A 16,847-nucleotide genomic window follows, 5' to 3' on the forward strand; every position below is an offset into this window, starting at 1 on the left:
GACCCCCAGCCTTCTCCCGCCTCCTGCTCCCGGCACCCGCCACCACCTGCACGCGGGCCTCTGCCGATTCCCGTTCGAGCGAGCTGCAGCACGCCTACACTCGGACGGTGATGCTCGTCGAGCGCGACCAGCAGCTCGAAACGCTCGGCTCGTACCTCGACGAGGCGGTGGCGGGTCACGGGCGCCTCGTCTACGTCTCGGGTGAGGCCGGCATCGGCAAGTCGGCCCTCGTCACCTCCTTCGCCGAGTCAGTGGGGGCCCGCGCCCAGGTCTCGATCGCGTACTGCGACGGCTCGGCGACCCCCTCCCCGTTGGGGCCACTGCGCGAGCTCCTCCCGACGCTGCTGCCCCGCCCCCTGCCGGACGCCGCGAGCCGGCAGGAGATGTTCACGGCGGTCCTGGCGGCTCTCCGGGCTCCGAGTGGTCCCGTGCCGAGACTCGTTGTCGTGGAGGACGCCCACTGGGCTGATCAGGCCACCTTGGACTTCCTCCTGCGTCTCGCGCGCCGCGTCCACGACTGCCGTGCGCTGGTGATCGTCAGCTTCCGGCGGGAGGACGTCGACATGGCTCTCGGCCTCGGACAGCTCCTCGGGGACACTGCCTCGGCCGCGGGTACCAGACGGCTGGATGTCCCGCCGCTCTCTCGCGAAGGCGTCGCGACGCTCGTCGCGAGCCGGGCACGTTCGGACCCGGGCCGCAGCTTGGATGCGGCACGCCTCCACGAGATCACCCACGGAAACGCGTTCTACGTGACCGAGGTGCTCTCGAGTGGTCTCGACACCGTCCCCGCGCAGTGCCGAGACGCGATCCTGGCTCGCGTGTCCACCCTCTCGGGCCCGGCGAGGCACGCCATCGAGGTCGTCGCCCTGGCCGGTGCCCGTGCCGAGGTCGACCTCCTGGAGGAGGTCCTGAGCGACGGGTTGTCCGCACTCGACGAGGCTCTCGCGCGCGGCCTGCTCGTCGAGGGGGACGGGGCCATCACGTTCCGACACGAGCTCGCGCGCCTCGTCGTCGCCGAGCAGGTTCCGGTGGGCAGGCGCATCCACCAGCACCGACGGCTGTTCGCCGCCCTCGAGGCTCGAGGTTCGGACCCGGCTCGGCTCGCTCATCACGCGGACGCCGCCGGCCTGAGCCAGGCCACCATCCAGCACGCAGCGGTGGCCGGCCGGCTTGCCTCAGAGCTCGGCGCCCATCGAGAGGCTGCCCGCCAGTTCGAACGGGCGCTGGCCCACAGCGCGCATCTGTCCGGCGAACGCCTGCCGGATGACGAGATCGCTGATCTGCACTGGTCGCTCGGCTACGAGCTCTACATCACCGGTCGGGTTGCCGAGGCCTCCCTCGCCGTCGCGACGGCCCGCGACATCTGGGAGCGACGAGGGGACACCACCCGGGTGGGTGACGCCTGGCGATGCCTGTCGCGCCTGCTGTGGTTCGAGGGACGCAACGCCGAGGCAGAGGTCGCCGCAGAGCGTGCCCTCGAGGTGTTGGAGGGGGCGCCCACCCCTGAGCTTGCCTACGCCTACAGCAACATGACCCAGCTGCGCATGCTCACGAGCGACAGCGAGGCCACCCGCACCTGGGGGGCCCGCACCCTCACCCTGCTTGACTCCCTCCAGGACGGGCGTGCGCGCACCGAGCTGCGGGCTCACGCGCTCAACAACCTCGGATCGATCGAGATCGTGGCCGGGGACCGGCCCGCCGGGATCGCCATGCTGGAGGAGAGCCTCGACCTGTCGCGCCGAGCCGACCTGCACGAGCATGCTGCCCGCGCCTACGTCAACCTCGCCTCCAGCGCGATCGCCCAGCGTCGCCACGACGATGCCCGGCGCCACGTGGCGGAAGGCATCGAGTACTGCGTGGAGCGCGACCTCGACTCCTGGACGAACTACCTGTTCGCCTGCGACTCCGAACTCCAGGTCAACCGGGGGGACCTCGCCGCCGCCGAGAGGCGGGCCGAGGCGGTCCTCGGCCACCCGTCCCTGGCGAGCGCCGCCGCCCTCGTCCCACTCGTCAGCCTCGCTCACGTCCGGGCGCGGCGAGGCGAGGGCGGGCATGAGGACCTCGTCGCCCGGGCTGCGGCGCTGGCCGAGGGGATCGGCGAGGTCCAGGCGGTCGCGCCGGTCGCCGCCCTACGGAGCGAGCTGGCGTGGCTCGCTGGACGCGACGACGAGGCCGGCGACGTCGCCAGTGCCACGCTGGACCTCGTCGATCAGGCTGACTGCCGGTGGAACCGGGGCGCCGTGCTGAGATGGCTGCCGCAGGGCACACGTCGGACGCACCGCGAGGTCGCCCCTCCCTTCGCCGCCGAGCTCGCCGGCGAGTGGCGGCAGGCGGCCGCGCTCTGGCAGGCACTCGGCTGCCCCTTCGACCAGGCACTCGCCCTGGCGCGCAGCGGCGACGTCCAGGACCTGACAGCTGCCGCCGGCATCTTCGACGCCATCAAGGCCCACGCGGCTGCGGCCCGCTGTCGGGCGACCCTGCGCGCGCGGGGCGCGCAGGCACCGCGGGCACCGGGCTCGGCCACGCGAAGCCATCCCGGTGGCCTCACCCGGCGCGAAGCGGAAGTGGCCGAGCTGCTGGCCCAAGGACTGTCCGACTCCGCGATCGCAGAGCGGCTCGTGATCTCGCGGCGAACCGCGGAGCACCATGTCTCGTCGATCCTGGCGAAGGCCGGGGTGCGGTCGCGGCACGAGCTGGGTGAGGGTCCGCCGTCCGCTCGCTGACCTCACGCGACGGTCCGTCGGCGGTCACACCAGGTCGTGGGTGTGCGCGTACGCTCCGGCCGCCGTGCGTGAGCTGACGCCGGTCTTCGTGAAGATGTTGCTCAGGTGCCTGGCGACCGTCTTCTCGCTGAGGAAGAGCTCCGCCGCGATCTGCGGGTTGCTCCGCCCGGTGGCGACCAGCCGCAGCACCTCCACCTCCCGTGCGGTCAGCCCGTCCGGCAGCCCGGTGGCGAGCAGCCGCTCGACCTCCCGTCGGGCCGGCTCGGCGCCGAGCTCGGTGAACGCCTGACGTGCGACGGAGAGCTCCGCGGTGGCCGAGTGGGCGTCTCCGAGGGCGCGCATGGCGAGCGCGACGCGCACGCGAGCGCGGGCGGCGTCGTAGCGCGCTCCCAGCCCGAGCCACTCCCTCCATGCTCGCCGCAGATGGATGAGGGACCCGGCGGGGTCTCCGCGTTCGAGCGCGACGAGCCCAGCGGCATACGACGCAGTGGCTGTGAGCGCTGCGGTTCCGAACGTCGTTGCGAGCGTGAGCAGCTCCGCTGCAGCCCGGTCCGCCTCGTCGAGCTCGCCGGCGGTGACGAGGACCTCGACGGCCGCGTTGAGGCGTCGCGACCGTGTCACGGGGTCGTGGGCCTCGTCGAGCAGCCGTCGCACGGTGGCGACGGCCGCGGTCGTCCGTCCCCGCGCGAGCGACAGCAGCGCGAGCCCGGGTTGCGGCTCGCAGCCCCATCCGGCCGCTTCGTCGTAGGCGGCCTCGGCAGCATCGAGGTCGCCGATGATCCGCAGCACCTCTCCCCGCTCGTACATCGCCAACCCGATGGCCGGGTCCATCCCGTTGGCGGCGTAGCGCTCCGCCGCCAACGACAGCTCGTCGAGCGCGGCGCGGAACGAGCCGTGCGCGCGGAGGATCTGGCCCCGGTGGACGGCGCACTGGCCGGTGAACGCGAGGAGCCCGGGCTGGTCCTCGCACCACCGCACGAGCGCCTCGGTCCACTGGGTCATCCGCTGGTAGTCCGCGATCTCCTGGCAGCCCTCGATCATCGTGCAGTAGACGTGGCCCGCCATGATCGGGGACACCTCCCCCGTCGTCAGGGCGACCATCGCCTCGTCGAGACGGGCCAGCCCTTCGCGCACCTCACCCGTGAGGAGCAGGCACCGGCCGAGGCTCGAGGACGCGAAGGCGAGCAGATCGGCGTCCTCCCACCGGAGCCCGATGGCAGCGATCCGCTCGGATGTCTCTGCAGCCGAGCGGAACTCCCCCATTGCCAGGTGCTGGAACATGTCGTGCATCAGGAGGTAACCGCGCTCGCGGGCGTCGTCCGGTTCCTCCTCGAGGAGCCGGCGAGCCCGGGCGAGCCATCCAGCGCCCACCGCGGGCTCGCCGCCCATGAAGAGGAAGAGGGCCAGCTGGTGGGCGTCGATCGCGGCGGCGCGGTGGTCGCCTGCGGCGACGTGGAGCCGGTGCGCCCGCTGCAGGGCGCGGACCGCTGCGTCCCGGTCACCGGTGAGGTATGCCGCTGAGCTCAGTGCGCGCAGGTCGTCGGCTCCCAGCGTGGCCGGGTCGGCCCGCGTCAGGTGCTCACGGGCCGATGCCCAGGCTCGCTCCGCGTAGGCCTCTCGTCCGGCTGCCAGATCGTCGACGCCCATGACTCCTCCGCCTCTCGACGGTACTCCTCGGTGTCTCCCATGCGCTCCACAATCCGCGCAGCGACGTGGGCCGCGTCGTGGCCGGCCCCGTGGATGAGCATCGAGCGCCCGGAGGACTGGAAGCCGAGGCCGGCGAAGAAGAGCCCCGGAGCGTCGCCGACGACACCGAGCATCTCCTTCGGCCAGCCCCGCTCGTCGAAGACGTCGAGGTCGATCCAGGTGAACCTCTGGCGGAACCCGGTGCACCAGATGACCGATCGCACCTCGGCGGGCCCCCGGCCCGGCAGCACCGGACGGCCGTCCTGCACGGCGGTGAGGCGATCCTTGACCCAGTCGACGCCTCGGCCCTCCAGGTCCTTGGTCTGGACCCGGAGGCGCGGTCCGCCGTGGAACCGGATGTGCTCCATCTGCCTGCGGCCGACCGGGCTCCGTCTCGTCAGCACGTGCCCGAACGCGAACAGCATGAGCCGAAGGACGACCTTGGCCAGGGGCGAGTCGAACGGCACGGGGATCTGTCCGGTGTCGCGTCCGACGAGGACGGTCGGGTGCGTCTCCGCGACCTCGTAGGCGATGTCGCACCCGGAGTGCGAGGCCCCGACGACCAGCACCGGTCCCGGCGGCAGCTCTTCCGGCCGGCGGTACTCACTCGAGTGGAGCTGCACGACGGACGGGTCGAGCTGGTCGGCGAAGTCCGGCACCACCGGGGTGCGTCCGAAGGTGCCGGTGGCGACGACCACGTTGTCCGCGTGGAGCTGTCCTCGGTCCGTGCTGAGGATGTAGCCGCCGGCGCCGGGTGTGAGGCCCGGTGTGGGGCCCGGTGTGGGGCCCGGTGTGAGGCCCGGTGTGAGGCCGGGTGTGAGGCCTGCGAAGCTCTGGAGGGCGACCACGCGCGTGTCGAGCCGGACCGGCAGACGGAACTCAGCGGCATACGCCTCGAGGTAGTCGGCGAACTCGTCCTTCGAGGGGTAGGACCAGGCGGGCGCGCGCTGCGGCCGGCCCGGCAGGGCGTCCGCCCAGGCGGGAGTGAACAGCCGCAGGCTGTCCCACTGGTGACGCCAACCGTCGCCGATGCGGCGCTCGGCGTCCACGATGACGAAGGCCCGTCCCTGCTGCTGCAGGTGGTAGCCGGTGGCGAGTCCGGCTTGACCGGCGCCGATGATCACGGTCTCGATGTGTTCGACGGCACTGCCAGTGGACGCGGCCGGGAAGGGTTCGGGTGTGGCTGGGTCAGGCATGGCGATGTCCCTTGCTTTTCGGTGGTGGACGGGGTGGCGGCTCGCGCCGCGTAACGCAGGCTCCAGAGGAGCATCAGCGCGGACGAGGTGAGGTAGAAGCCGTGCAGCAGCCAGATCGGGCCGGGCGGGAGGTTGAAGACATAGACGGAGTAGAGGACGTTTCCCACGTTGGCCATGACGAGGCTGCTGCGGCTGTATGAAGCGAGGTCCTTGGTCCGGGCCGCCTTGCCGAGCATGGGCAGCGCACTGGCTACGAAGACGGCCGTGGCCAAGGCGCCGGCTGCGATCGGGATGGAGCTGCTCATGCGTCGACGGTAGGAATCCCGGGCCGCACCCCGCGTCGGCCGGAACACCCATTCGAGATCCGCGCGCATGGGTCGGATGACCCATCGCGGCACGACAAGCCGCGTACGTACCGTGTGGTGGGCGCGCAACATGGGTGGTCGTCACCCATGACGTGGTCAGGGCCGCTCGGGAGTCTGGAGAGACACCTCCACCGAAAGGAACGCACCATGCCGCTCTTCATGGATGTCCACTCCCTCGGCGACGGCGTCACCATGGACGCTGTCGCCCAGGCTCACCAGGCTGACCTCGCCACACAGGACGGGCACGGCGTCAGCTACCTGCGCTACTGGGTCGACGAGAACGCCGGTCAGATCTTCTGTCTCGTCGAGGCGCCGAGCGCCGAGGCCGCCCACACCGTGCACCGAGAGGCGCACGGCCTCGTGGCGGACGCGATCTACGAGGTCAAGGAGGGCAGCTGACGTGCGCGCCCTCGTGGCCGCCGCGCTCAGCGCCTGCTCTCTCGCACTGGCCGCCCCGGCTGCTGTGGCCCACGTGGAGTCGACGCAGACGAGGGGGCACACGGCCAAGCTCGCCGAGCTGGACGAGGCGACCAGCGCGCACCGAGACGGGCCGGGTGCCCCGTGGACGACCCAGGTCTTCGACCTGGCGGGGATCACCTGTATCGAGGACCCACACGGTCGGGGGGCCATGGGGATCCACTTCGTCGACGTCGCGAACCTCCTCGACGGAGAGGTGGGCCGCCTGGCCCCGGAGGCCCTGATCTACGAGCCGGGCGCGCGCGGGAGCCTGCAGCTGGTCGCGGCCGAGTACCTCGTTCTCGCCGATGCGTGGGACGCGGCGCACCCGCACCCACCGATCCTCTACGGCCAACGGTTCACCCGCGTCGCGGCCGGCAACCGCTATGGGTTGCCGGAGTTCTACGAGCTGCACGTCTGGCACGAGCGGGCCAACCCGACCGGCACGTTCAACGACTGGAACCCCGACGTCCACTGCAGCTGACGCGACGTTCAGCCGACGGTGTCCCGCCAGGAGTACTGCGGGTCGTAGCCGAGCACGCGGCGCGCCTTGTCGATCGACAGGAGCGTCGCGTGCTCGCCGATCTCGCCCTGGCGCGGCACGTCGGGGAAGACCTCGTCGAGCAGCTCGGAGTTCGGCCGGGTCATCACCGTGTCCGGCGAGGCGATGATGAACCGGTCGAACCCGGGGGCGTCGTGCTCGAGCGCCTTCTCCACTGCCTGGGCGCCGTCGCGGCCGTCGATGTAGCCCCAGAGGTTCCACTTGCGGGCGCGCGGGTCCTCGTCGAACGGGAAGTCGACATAGTCGGCGACGTCCATGACGTTGGAGAAGCGCAGCCCGATGATCTTCAGGTCCGGGTACCAGCGGCAGAGCTCGATGGCGAGCTGCTCCTCGAGGTGCTTGACGAGGGAGTACACCGACTCCGGCCGGGCCGGGTAGTCCTCGTCGACCGGGACGTACGGCGGGGGCGTGTCGAAGGGCAGGCCGAGCACCGTCTCGGACGATGCATAGACGATGTTGCGGATGCCGAGCCGGATCGCTGCGTGGAAGACGCTGAAGGTGGCCACGATGTTGTTGCGGAACGTCTCGATGTCGGGGGCCAGGCCGGGTGCGGGGATGGCGGCCAGGTGCACGAGCGCGTCGACCTGGTCGGCGCCGGCGCCGTCGCGGGCACCGGCGAGGGCGTCGATGACCTGCCCGTAGTCCGTCAGGTCCACCTGGACGAGACCCGCGGCACGTGAGCCCTCGCGATCGAGGTTGACCACCTGGTGCCCGCTGGCAGCCAGTCGTGCGACGACGTGCCGACCGAGCTTGCCCGTTCCTCCGGTGACGGCGATGCGCATGGGCGGACTCCTCGTGTCGGTGGCTCCCCCGTCACCCTACGGCCCGGCTCAGGCCACGTCAGCGGCACTCATGGCATCGGGGAGACGGAGGACGCCGTCGTGGGTGGCGAGGTGGAACCCGAGCAACCTCACCCCGTGCTCCCGGCAGGCCTCGATCGCGCGCTGGTGCCACGCCCGGTCGTCGTCATTGGGTCGCAACCGTCCCGGCCGCCCTCGGGCCATCAGGATCGCGCCGTCGACCTGCGCCACGAGGGGCAGCACGAGGTCGAGAAGGTCGGTCATCTCCTCCGCCGGGGTGCCGGGCGGCAGGCACTTGAGGCAGAGCGGCTGCAGACCGTGGTCGTTGCGGTCACAGAGCATGGCCGTGAAGCAGCCGAGGTCCCGGTCCTCCTCGAAGGTGATGAGGTCGATGACGTCGGCCGCATGGGTGTGGTCGGCGAGGTCCAGGTCACGGGCCCGTCCGGCGGGCAGGTCTTCGAATGACATGCCGCCATGCTGGCGCGAGTCGGCGAATCGGCCGTGGAGTTACCCACAGGGGCGGCGGCGGTCAGTCGCTCTCGCGCTCGAGCGCCCGGCGCGACTCCCGGTCGTTCGCGCGGCCGATGGCCTCGACGAGCTCTTCCTTGCTCATCGTCGAGCGGCCCTTGACGTCGAGACGCTTGGCGACGTCGTAGAGGTGTGCCTTCGAGGCGTTGGCGTCGACGCCGCCGGCGGTCTCCCCACCTCTGCGGGCCCGGGGGCCCTGACGGGCAGCCTGCGCGTCGGACGGACCCTTCTCGGCCTTGGCCTCCCAGTGGTCGCCGACCTTCTCGAAGCTGTGCTTGAGCGCCGCGAACGCCGTCCGGTGCGCCCGTTCCCCCTCGCCGTACTGCTCGACGGCGTTGTCGTGGACCGTGGCCCACAGGTCCTGGGCAGCCTTGGACGAACGTCTGATGGTCGAGGGCATTTCCTCCCTGGCTGGCATGGCGCGCCACCTCCGTGGGCTGCGAACGGGGTCTTGATGTCGATGGCCTCGTACCCACCGGCTCCGGCCGCTACGCCGTCGGGTCACCTCCGACACCCATGCCGTATGCCGCTGGGCTGGCTCCGAGACCGGCGCGACGTCAGCGGGCTGGTCGGCGCGTCAGAGACCCCTATCGGGAGGGCTCGGGGGCCTGTGCGAGGTTGTCCCGGATGCGTTCGATGACGGCTCGGCGTGATCGGCGGCCCTCCGGCACGGGCAGCAGCGGCGGCACGTGGAGGGCTCCCGGCAGCTCGTGGTAGCCGGCCAGCGAGCCGGCGGGAAGCCGGTCGCGGAGCAGCTGGCAGTCGGGCCACGTGATGTCGCGGGTGCCGACCCAGATGTCCACTGGCGGCAGGCCGGTCAGGTCGCCGTTCATCGGGCTCAGGCGCGGATCGCTGACCTCGCAGTCGGCGGCCCACTCCTGTGCAATGGGCCGAAGGCCGGGCCTGGCGAGCCAGGGGTCGACGCGTTCGACGGCGTCGATCCCGGGGTTCGACATGGTCAGGTCGAGCCAGGGAGCGATGGCGGTGACGCCGAGGACGGTGACCTCGGGCTGGTCCCTCACCGCTTGCGCTGCGATGAGGGCGAGGCCTCCTCCGGCCGAGTCACCGACGAGGTGGACAGGCCGGCCCTCCGCTCGCAGCTGGGCAAGGACTGTCGTGACGAACGCGCGCGCCTCGAGGCCGTTGTGCCGGGGGGCCAGCCCGTAGATCGGGACCTGCACCTGACAGCCGGCGACCCGGGCGATGTCCGCGATGAGCGACCAGTGCTGGCTGACGATCTCGTTGCAGTAGGCCCCGCCGTGAAGGTAGACGACGGCCGGTCCCCGCGCGACCGACGGCGACCCACTGCGGCTCTGGACGACGTGCACGTCGAAGCCGGCCACCTGCTTCGTCGTCACCGAGTAGCGCCGGCGCAGTCCTCGGGGTGGGGTCGATGACCTCTTCGGACGCGCCAGCATCGCGTGCCCCCCTGCTTCAGTGGCGAACGCGCGCCTGCGGGTGAGCCGCAGGTACAGCCCGACTCCCTTCATCTGCCAGCTCGCCACCAGCACCTCCACTCATCGACGGCCCGTTCGTGCTGCTCACCCTAGATGTCGACCCTTCACCAGCGAGCGGGCCCCAAGGCGCCGGCGGATGGCGAGTCGGCGCCCTCGGTGGGTATGGGCCGGTCATGGCCATGCACGACCGCACCCCGCTGAACCTCCCCCCAGCGGCCCGCGCCGCCGTCGCCCTGGAGAACGACGACCGGCTGGACCCGGCCGTCGCCAAGGCTGCGCACCTGACGGAGCCGCTTCGGGACTCGAGCACCGGCTCCGCGCTCCGCGGCGACTGGGCGGGTCACGCCCTCCATCCGGCGCTTACCGACCTGCCCATCGGGATGTTCACCGCCACCACCGTGCTCGACCTGTTCGGCGGCGAGTCGTCCCGTCCGGCGGCCCAGAAGCTCTTGGGGGCAGGCCTCTTGAGTGCATTGCCCACCGCGGTCACCGGATGGGCCGAGTGGACCCGAGCCGACCATCGCGCCCAGCGGGTCGGGGTCGCGCATGCAGCGTTGAACGTCGCCTCCCTCGGGTTCTACGCCGGCTCATGGATGGCGCGGCGGGGCGACCGACACCGCCTCGGCACCGCGCTGTCCTTGGCGGGTTCGGGTCTCAGCGGAGCTGCCGCCTACCTGGGCGGCCACCTGACCGCCGTCAGGGAGGTGTCGAGCCGCCACCCGGCCTTCGAGACCCAAGCCGAGGGACCCGACTTCATCACCAGCTCTGCCGGCGCCTACGACACCGATCCCTCGGGGCCCATGCCCTGAAGTCGCGACCTCTGGGGATCGCTCCTGACCACGAGGTCCGCGCGACTGCCTGAGCCTGGGTTCGGGCGATGTCGGTCCGCCAGCGCGCAGGGCCCGGACCGCTTCGGTCCGGGCCCTCGGCGTCAAGCCTGTTGAGAGGTCAGCTGCAGCCGCTGGTGGCTCCGCAGCCCTCGCACACGTAGCACGAGCCAGCCGGCCTCATCTTCGTGCCGCAGGTCATGCAGATGGGCGCGTCAGCGGAGATGCCCAGGAACTTCTCCATCAGCTCAGCGGACGAGTGAACCTCGCTCGATGCTTCCTTCGCGGAAGCCGCACCCGCGCCGAACTTGACCTCGGCGGCTCGGTCAGCGGACTTCTCCGCCTTGGGCTCCTGCTTCTTGACCGGCGCGGACTGCTGCAGCGTCTCCAGCTCGTCCTCGATGTCCTCCTGGGAGGCCTCGTCGCCCTCCGGCTCGTACGAGCCGGTCTCGAGCTGCCGAGCCCGCTCCTCCGCGGTGTGGATCCCCATGAAGGAGCGCGTGTCGAAGTCGAGGTAGTCGAGCGCCAAGCGGCGGAAGACGTAGTCCATGATCGACTGGGCCATCCGCACGTCGGGGTCGTCGGTGAGCCCGGCCGGCTCGAAGCGCAGGTTGGTGAACTTCTCCACGAACGTCTCGAGCGGCACACCGTACTGCAGGCCCACGGACACGGCGATCGAGAAGGCATCCATGACACCGGCCAGCGTCGAGCCCTGCTTGCCGAACTTGAGGAAGATCTCGCCGAGCGTGCCGTCGTCGTACGTACCGGCGGTCAGGTAGCCCTCGGCCCCGCCGACGGCGAACGACGTCGTCTGAGACGTGCGCCGCTTGGGCAGGCGGCGTCGAAGCGGCCGGTACTCCACGACCTTCTCGACCTTCTCGACCTTGACCTCGGCCGCGTCCTTGCCCTTGTCGTCCTTCTTGGCCTTCGAGTCGGACAGCGGCTGGCCGACCTTGGACGACTCGCGGTAGATGGCCAGGGCCTTGAGCCCCAGCTTCCAGCCCTGGAAGTAGACGTCCTCGATCTCCTCGACCGTGGCCGACTCGGGCAGGTTGACCGTCTTGGAGATGGCACCCGAGAGGAACGGCTGCGTGGCCGCCATCATCCGCACGTGGCCCATCGGCGAGATCGCCCGGGCGCCGACCGCGCAGTCGAAGATCTCGTAGTGCTCCTTCTTGAGGCCGGGGGCGTCGATGACGTGGCCCTTGTGCGAGATGTACTCGACGATGGCCTCGATCTGCTCCTGCTGGTAGCCGAGCTTCTTCAGCGCCCGCGGGATCGTCAGGTTGACGATCTGCATGGAGCCGCCGCCGACGAGCTTCTTGAACTTGACGAGCGAGAAGTCCGGCTCGATACCGGTCGTGTCGCAGTCCATCATGAAGCCGATGGTGCCGGTCGGCGCCAGCAGCGACGCCTGGGCGTTGCGGTAGCCGTTCTTCTCACCGAGCTTGACGACGGCGTCCCAGGCCTTCGTCGCAGCCTTGTGGATGTCCTCGTCCATGACACCGACCGTCTTGAGGGTGTCGTTGGCGGCCTGGTGCTTTCGCATGACGCGCTTGTGCGCGTCAGCGTTCCGGGCGTAGCCGGCGTAGGGGCCGACCACCGCTGCCAGCTCGGCGGAGCGCTTGTAGGCGGCACCGGTGAGCAGCGAGGTGATCGCGGCTGCGAGCGCCCGGCCACCCTCGGAGTCGTAGCCGTGACCGGTCGCCATGAGCAGCGCGCCCAGGTTGGCGTAGCCGATACCGAGCTGCCGGTAGTTGCGCGTCGTCTCGGCGATCTTCTCCGTCGGGAAGTCGGCAAAGGAGATGGAGATGTCCATCGCCGTGATGACGAGCTCGGTGACCTTCTGGAAGGTCACCGCGTCGAACGTGTCGTCGTCGCGCAGGAACTTGAGCAGGTTGAGCGACGCGAGGTTGCAGGACGAGTTGTCGAGCGACATGTACTCGGAGCACGGGTTGGAGGCGGTGATCCGGCCGGTCTCCGGGTTGGTGTGCCAGTCGTTGATCGTGTCGTCGTACTGGATGCCGGGATCGGCGCACTCCCAGGCAGCCTCAGCCATCTTGCGGAAGAGCTCGCGGGCGTCGACCTCCTCGATGACCGAGCCGTCGAGGCGGGCCTTCAGGCCGAACGTCGTGCCCTCTTCCACGGCCCGCATGAACTCGGCGTTGACCCGGACGGAGTTGTTGGCGTTCTGGTACTGGACCGACACGATGTCCTTGCCGCCGAGGTCCATGTCGAATCCGGCGTCGCGCAGCGCGCGGATCTTGTCCTCCTCGCGCGCCTTCGTCTCGATGAACTCCTCGATGTCGGGGTGGTCGACGTCGAGCACGACCATCTTCGCGGCACGGCGCGTGGCGCCACCGGACTTGATCGTCCCCGCCGAGGCATCGGCGCCGCGCATGAACGACACCGGGCCAGAGGCCGTGCCGCCGGACGAGAGCAGCTCCTTGGACGAGCGGATGCGGGAGAGGTTGAGGCCGGCCCCGGAGCCGCCCTGGAAGATCTTCCCCTCCTCCTTGTACCAGTTGAGGATCGAGTCCATCGAGTCGTCGACGGCGAGGATGAAGCACGCGGAGACCTGCTGTGGAGACTTGGTGCCGACGTTGAACCACACCGGCGAGTTGAACGAGAAGACCTGGTGCAGCAGCGCGTACGTCAGCTCGTGCTCGAAGATCTCGGCGTCCTCGTCCGAGGAGAAGTAGCCGTGGTCCTTGCCCCCCTTGACGTAGGTCAGCACGACGCGGTCGATCAGCTCCTTGAGGGACTTCTCGCGCACGTCGGTGCCGACGGCACCACGGAAGTACTTGGTCGTGACGATGGTGCTCGCGTTGACCGACCAGAAGTCAGGGAACTCGACGCCGCGCTGCTCGAAGATCGTCTCGCCGGTCTTCCAGTTCTGCTGGACGACGTCACGCTGCTCCCACGTCACCTCGTCGTAGGGGTGGACTCCGGGGGTGGTGTAGATGCGCTCGACCTTGACGCCCTTCTTGACGCCGTTCCTCGAGCGTGCGCTGCGGTTTCCGATCTCCGTCATGCTGCGGCCTCCCTGACCGTTGGTGCGGCTGTGTGTCTTCTCGTCTTCAGTCAGTGTCTCGCCGGGGTCTGACAGAACCCGCTCCCCGGAACCGGGTGGCGAACTGGGGGTGGAGGGCGATTACCGCTTCGCGCCGACCTCGGAGGGAGCGGAAGGCTCCTGCCCGAGCGCGTCACGTTCGGCTCGAAGGACCGCAATGGCTCCTTCGAAATCCTCGAGCGTCTCCCAGGCCTGGTAGACGCTGGCGAACCTGAGATAGGCGATCTCGTCCAGCTCGCGGAGCGGCTCGAGGACGGCCATGCCGACCTCGTGTGCCTCGATCTCCGCGCTGCCCTGCGCCCGGATGGTCTCCTCGACCTTCTGGGCGAGCAGGGCGAGGTCGTCCTCGGTGACCGGACGGCCCTGGCACGCCTTGCGCACCCCCGACAGGACCTTGACCCGGCTGAACGGCTCCGAGGCGCCCGACCGCTTGACGACACTGAGACTGGAGGTCTCGATCGTCGTGAAGCGACGGTTGCACTCGGGGCACTGCCGGCGCCGCCGGATGGCGGTGCCGTCGTCCGTGGTGCGTGAGTCGATGACGCGCGAGTCCGTGTGCCGGCAGAAGGGGCAGTGCACGTGCGCTCACCTCCTCGAGAAGCAGATGTCGTATGCCGCTGAGCTCGCTCTGGGGACAGAGCTGGGGACAGCGTGTGGATGAGCTGTGTGTAACGTCCGATGCGCTGGGGACTACATGTGGACGACTTACAGCCATGTAACTACTAGATGTAGGGGTAACTGTAGGCACGAGACGGTTCCGTAATCAAGCCGGTTGAGGAACTTCGGCGTGGCGTGTCGGACACGAGGCGGTGACCTGCACAAACGTCACAGGCGCCCCACTGGTCTCGCCGACGTCAGTCCAGGTAGGACCAGATGAGGAGCAGCACTATGGCCGGGAAGACCGTGAGGCCGGCCCAGGCGAGCGACATCTCGACCCACTCCCCCAGCTCAGCCCGCGTCGAGGAGCCCACTCCCATGAGCACCGATCCGATGAACCACACCGAGCCGATCACCGCGGCGCCCGTGGCCGACACCAGGGTCCGTCCGTCTTCGTCCTTCATCTCTTCCTTCCATCTCTGCGGGCCGCTTCGGTCTCTTCGGCGTGGCGTACGGCTGACGGATGATCCGTCACGTCGGTGGCTCCGGCATGGTCACCATCGGCCAGTCACTCGGCCAGACACGCAGGTCCGGACGCGCTGCGACGATCGCCGCGAGGTTGAACTCGGCAGTGGTGCCCTCGTCGAGGTAGGCGCTGTGCAGGATCGACTCCGTGAGCATCTGGTCCGTCGTGCCCGGCTTGAGCGCGGGGGTCGCGCCGAGCGTCGTGGCGCCCGGGATGTCGCGGGGGTCCAGGCCGTGCCAGTCCGTCATCGCCACGGGATCGGTGGGAGCCGCGAGGACGTTCAGCGCCCCGGGCTTGAGACCGGCCGCTGCCAGTGAGTCCAGGGACGTCCCCGGCGAGCCGAAGAACGCGACGTCGTCGACCCGCATCACGTGCCGCAGCGCGAACGCGGCGAGCACCGAGCCGTAGGAGTGCGCCATCAGCGTCTGGTGCACCGGCATGTCCCGGCTGGCATCGATGCCATTGGTGAACGAGGCGAGGTCGTCGGCCCAGTCACGCGCGACGTCGGCACGCAGGACCGAACGACTGCTGAAGCCCCCGTCCCGCCCTTGCGGAGCCGGGTAGCCCAGCCAGACGGCAATCGCGACATCGCCGGTCTCGCCCTTCTCCCGGGTCTGCGTCAGGGCGAGTCTGCGCAGACGCACGAACCGCTCGTCGTACGTCCGCAGGTCCTTGCCCGGGCGCGTGGAGAGCCCAGCGACGTAGGTCGCGACGTGGCCGGCGCGATCGATGTCCCCCACGGTGGTGATCGCCCGAACCACCGGGCCGGAGATGTCGATGAGGAGCAGGTGCCGCGTCACTCCGTCACGCTTGGCCAGGAGGGCATCAATGGCCGCGATCGACGTCGCCCGCTCCCACGCCGGGACGTCCGTGCGTTGCGGAATGGCGCCCGCGTTGCGGAGGTCCTCCGACACCTGGCCCCGCAGGCGCGAGAGCAGGATCAGGTTGGCCTGATGGCGGTCCCACGCCGGAATGCCGTCCCGGGGGCCGACCCACTCCGGGTGCTCGGAGATGGCCGAGCGCCGCTCACTGACGGTGAGGCCGCGCCACCACGCTGCGTTGGCGAAGGCGCCGTCCGGTCGCCCCACCCCGCCGTCAGGCGGGGGCGGCACCAGACCCAGCTCGTCCCCGACAGCCAGGACCATCGGCTCGCCAGCTGCCGCGCGCAGACGGCGCCGGACGTCAGCATCGGTCTCCCCGGCCACCCGCATCGCCTCCCTGAGGCACCGACCCACCTCGTCCACCATGAGGGCGTCGAGCCGGGCCACATGCGCGTCCAGGGTGGCATCGCCCGTGCTGAACCGATGCGGCACCTGGACGAGGCCATCCGCGTCGGTCCAGGCGCCGCGGTGCTCGGCCAGCCGATCAGCTCGGCGGACCAAGCCGAGGCACGCTTCCATTCGTTCCGCGAGCCGGTGGAGCACCGAGGCGCTCACCCCGATCCGGGCCGCGAGGTCCCCCAAGACGGCCAGAGCCCGGGCTTGCGCCTCTGCGGCCGAGTCGGCCGCAGGACCCGTCCACGACCGGCGCACGGATCGCGCCCGCAACGCGGCGTCGGTCGCCCCGACCACGCGCCGCCGTTGGACCTCGAGCCGGTGTGCCACCTCGAGCACCAGCGCGGGGCGGAACGCCCTGATGTCGCGGACGGCAATCTGCCCGCTCATGACAGGTCACCGTGTCCGGAGAGCGCTCGCGTGGCGACCTGCTCGACCTCGGCGTACGCCTCCCCCGCGCCGGCCAGGTCAGCCTGGACACCGTGGAGTCCGAGCCGAGCACGCAGGAGCCGATCGGCCCACGCGGACCCGAGCTCCCGGATCGTCGCCGCAGTCAGGCCACCGGGAAACGCCCGCTGCAACGGCGCGAGCGCGCCCGGAACGTCCAGCCGGTCGAGCGCCCGACCTGCCTCCGCATAGTGCCCCGAGTCGCGAACCAACGCCTCGGGATCCACCCCAAACCTCATGTGCAGACTCCTCCCAGCCCCATCTCGTCGAGGCTAGGAAAGGGAGCCGAATCCGGCGTTCGACTTTTCCACAGGGAACTCGATCACCGGG

Annotated in this window: 16 protein-coding genes; 4 read left to right on the forward strand and 12 right to left on the reverse strand. The window is 70.3% G+C overall.

All coding sequences use genetic code 11. The features are described from left to right. Positions 1-110 precede the first annotated feature (110 nt). Entirely contained in the window at positions 111-2,723 is a 2,613-nt protein-coding gene (locus ABWV20_RS14550; RefSeq protein ID WP_353356736.1) for an ATP-binding protein, read from the forward strand. A gap of 24 nt (positions 2,724-2,747) precedes the next feature. Here the strand turns inward: ABWV20_RS14550 and ABWV20_RS14555 are convergent, their stop codons facing one another. The 3 genes from ABWV20_RS14555 to ABWV20_RS14565 are packed head-to-tail and all read right to left on the reverse strand — an operon-like array spanning position 2,748 to position 5,910. Beyond that, positions 2,748-4,370, reverse strand: a complete 1,623-nt coding sequence (locus ABWV20_RS14555) for a LuxR C-terminal-related transcriptional regulator (protein ID WP_353356278.1) — start codon at positions 4,368-4,370, stop codon at positions 2,748-2,750. After that, complete coding sequence (locus ABWV20_RS14560; RefSeq protein WP_353356280.1) at positions 4,295-5,605, reverse strand: flavin-containing monooxygenase; 1,311 nt, start codon at positions 5,603-5,605, stop codon at positions 4,295-4,297. The genes ABWV20_RS14555 and ABWV20_RS14560 overlap by 76 nt, the downstream gene beginning before the upstream one ends. Beyond that, positions 5,530-5,910 (reverse strand): hypothetical protein, encoded by a 381-nt coding sequence (locus tag ABWV20_RS14565; protein ID WP_353356282.1) that lies wholly within the window; start codon positions 5,908-5,910, stop codon positions 5,530-5,532. Before ABWV20_RS14565 ends, ABWV20_RS14560 begins: the two co-directional genes overlap by 76 nt. A gap of 207 nt (positions 5,911-6,117) precedes the next feature. On the opposite strand from ABWV20_RS14565, the gene ABWV20_RS14570 reads away from it, so the two are divergent. Together ABWV20_RS14570 and ABWV20_RS14575 are read left to right on the forward strand one after the other, a co-directional pair. Beyond that, the gene (locus ABWV20_RS14570; RefSeq protein WP_353356284.1) at positions 6,118-6,369 is read left to right on the forward strand and encodes a DUF4242 domain-containing protein; all 252 of its coding nucleotides are present in this window, start codon (positions 6,118-6,120) and stop codon (positions 6,367-6,369) included. A 1-nt stretch (position 6,370) separates the two neighbouring features. Continuing rightward, positions 6,371-6,910, forward strand: coding sequence for a hypothetical protein (locus ABWV20_RS14575; protein WP_353356286.1), 540 nt, complete (start codon positions 6,371-6,373; stop codon positions 6,908-6,910). 8 nt (positions 6,911-6,918) lie between these two features. Here ABWV20_RS14575 and ABWV20_RS14580 read toward each other — a convergent pair whose 3' ends face one another. The 4 genes from ABWV20_RS14580 to ABWV20_RS14595 form a co-directional block, all read right to left on the reverse strand. Continuing rightward, positions 6,919-7,770 (reverse strand): NAD-dependent epimerase/dehydratase family protein, encoded by an 852-nt coding sequence (locus tag ABWV20_RS14580; protein ID WP_353356288.1) that lies wholly within the window; start codon positions 7,768-7,770, stop codon positions 6,919-6,921. 48 nt (positions 7,771-7,818) lie between these two features. Then, positions 7,819-8,256, reverse strand: coding sequence for a hypothetical protein (locus ABWV20_RS14585; RefSeq protein ID WP_353356290.1), 438 nt, complete (start codon positions 8,254-8,256; stop codon positions 7,819-7,821). Positions 8,257-8,317: 61 nt separating this feature from the next. Then, positions 8,318-8,734 (reverse strand): ChaB family protein, encoded by a 417-nt coding sequence (locus ABWV20_RS14590; RefSeq protein WP_353356292.1) that lies wholly within the window; start codon positions 8,732-8,734, stop codon positions 8,318-8,320. 169 nt (positions 8,735-8,903) lie between these two features. Then, on the reverse strand, positions 8,904-9,821 hold the full coding sequence (locus ABWV20_RS14595; protein WP_353356294.1) for an alpha/beta hydrolase fold domain-containing protein: 918 nt from the start codon (positions 9,819-9,821) through the stop codon (positions 8,904-8,906). A 125-nt stretch (positions 9,822-9,946) separates the two neighbouring features. On the opposite strand from ABWV20_RS14595, the gene ABWV20_RS14600 reads away from it, so the two are divergent. Next, complete coding sequence (locus ABWV20_RS14600) at positions 9,947-10,582, forward strand: DUF2231 domain-containing protein (protein WP_353356296.1); 636 nt, start codon at positions 9,947-9,949, stop codon at positions 10,580-10,582. Between the two features lie 139 nt (positions 10,583-10,721). Here ABWV20_RS14600 and ABWV20_RS14605 read toward each other — a convergent pair whose 3' ends face one another. The 5 genes from ABWV20_RS14605 to ABWV20_RS14625 form a co-directional block, all read right to left on the reverse strand. Then, positions 10,722-13,634 (reverse strand): vitamin B12-dependent ribonucleotide reductase, encoded by a 2,913-nt coding sequence (locus ABWV20_RS14605; RefSeq protein ID WP_353356298.1) that lies wholly within the window; start codon positions 13,632-13,634, stop codon positions 10,722-10,724. A gap of 120 nt (positions 13,635-13,754) precedes the next feature. Further along, positions 13,755-14,252, reverse strand: coding sequence for a transcriptional regulator NrdR (gene nrdR, locus ABWV20_RS14610; protein ID WP_353356300.1), 498 nt, complete (start codon positions 14,250-14,252; stop codon positions 13,755-13,757). 275 nt (positions 14,253-14,527) lie between these two features. After that, positions 14,528-14,734, reverse strand: a complete 207-nt coding sequence (locus ABWV20_RS14615; RefSeq protein WP_353356302.1) for a hypothetical protein — start codon at positions 14,732-14,734, stop codon at positions 14,528-14,530. Positions 14,735-14,801: 67 nt separating this feature from the next. Continuing rightward, complete coding sequence (locus ABWV20_RS14620) at positions 14,802-16,460, reverse strand: alpha/beta hydrolase (protein WP_353356303.1); 1,659 nt, start codon at positions 16,458-16,460, stop codon at positions 14,802-14,804. Then, on the reverse strand, positions 16,457-16,756 hold the full coding sequence (locus ABWV20_RS14625; RefSeq protein WP_353356305.1) for a hypothetical protein: 300 nt from the start codon (positions 16,754-16,756) through the stop codon (positions 16,457-16,459). Before ABWV20_RS14625 ends, ABWV20_RS14620 begins: the two co-directional genes overlap by 4 nt. Positions 16,757-16,847 lie beyond the last annotated feature (91 nt).

It is taken from the genome of Intrasporangium sp. DVR (assembly GCF_040365325.1).
In the GTDB taxonomy this organism is placed as follows: domain Bacteria; phylum Actinomycetota; class Actinomycetes; order Actinomycetales; family Dermatophilaceae; genus Intrasporangium.

Coding starts and splice junctions, on each gene's coding strand:
- ABWV20_RS14550 (WP_353356736.1), top strand. CDS start 111: ATGCTCGTCGAGCGCGACCAGCAGCTCGAAACGCTCGGCTCGTACCTC.
- ABWV20_RS14555 (WP_353356278.1), bottom strand. CDS start 4,370: ATGGGCGTCGACGATCTGGCAGCCGGACGAGAGGCCTACGCGGAGCGA.
- ABWV20_RS14560 (WP_353356280.1), bottom strand. CDS start 5,605: ATGCCTGACCCAGCCACACCCGAACCCTTCCCGGCCGCGTCCACTGGC.
- ABWV20_RS14565 (WP_353356282.1), bottom strand. CDS start 5,910: ATGAGCAGCTCCATCCCGATCGCAGCCGGCGCCTTGGCCACGGCCGTC.
- ABWV20_RS14570 (WP_353356284.1), top strand. CDS start 6,118: ATGCCGCTCTTCATGGATGTCCACTCCCTCGGCGACGGCGTCACCATG.
- ABWV20_RS14580 (WP_353356288.1), bottom strand. CDS start 7,770: ATGCGCATCGCCGTCACCGGAGGAACGGGCAAGCTCGGTCGGCACGTC.
- ABWV20_RS14585 (WP_353356290.1), bottom strand. CDS start 8,256: ATGTCATTCGAAGACCTGCCCGCCGGACGGGCCCGTGACCTGGACCTC.
- ABWV20_RS14590 (WP_353356292.1), bottom strand. CDS start 8,734: ATGCCAGCCAGGGAGGAAATGCCCTCGACCATCAGACGTTCGTCCAAG.
- ABWV20_RS14600 (WP_353356296.1), top strand. CDS start 9,947: ATGGCCATGCACGACCGCACCCCGCTGAACCTCCCCCCAGCGGCCCGC.
- ABWV20_RS14605 (WP_353356298.1), bottom strand. CDS start 13,634: ATGACGGAGATCGGAAACCGCAGCGCACGCTCGAGGAACGGCGTCAAG.
- ABWV20_RS14615 (WP_353356302.1), bottom strand. CDS start 14,734: ATGAAGGACGAAGACGGACGGACCCTGGTGTCGGCCACGGGCGCCGCG.
- ABWV20_RS14620 (WP_353356303.1), bottom strand. CDS start 16,460: ATGAGCGGGCAGATTGCCGTCCGCGACATCAGGGCGTTCCGCCCCGCG.
- ABWV20_RS14625 (WP_353356305.1), bottom strand. CDS start 16,756: ATGAGGTTTGGGGTGGATCCCGAGGCGTTGGTTCGCGACTCGGGGCAC.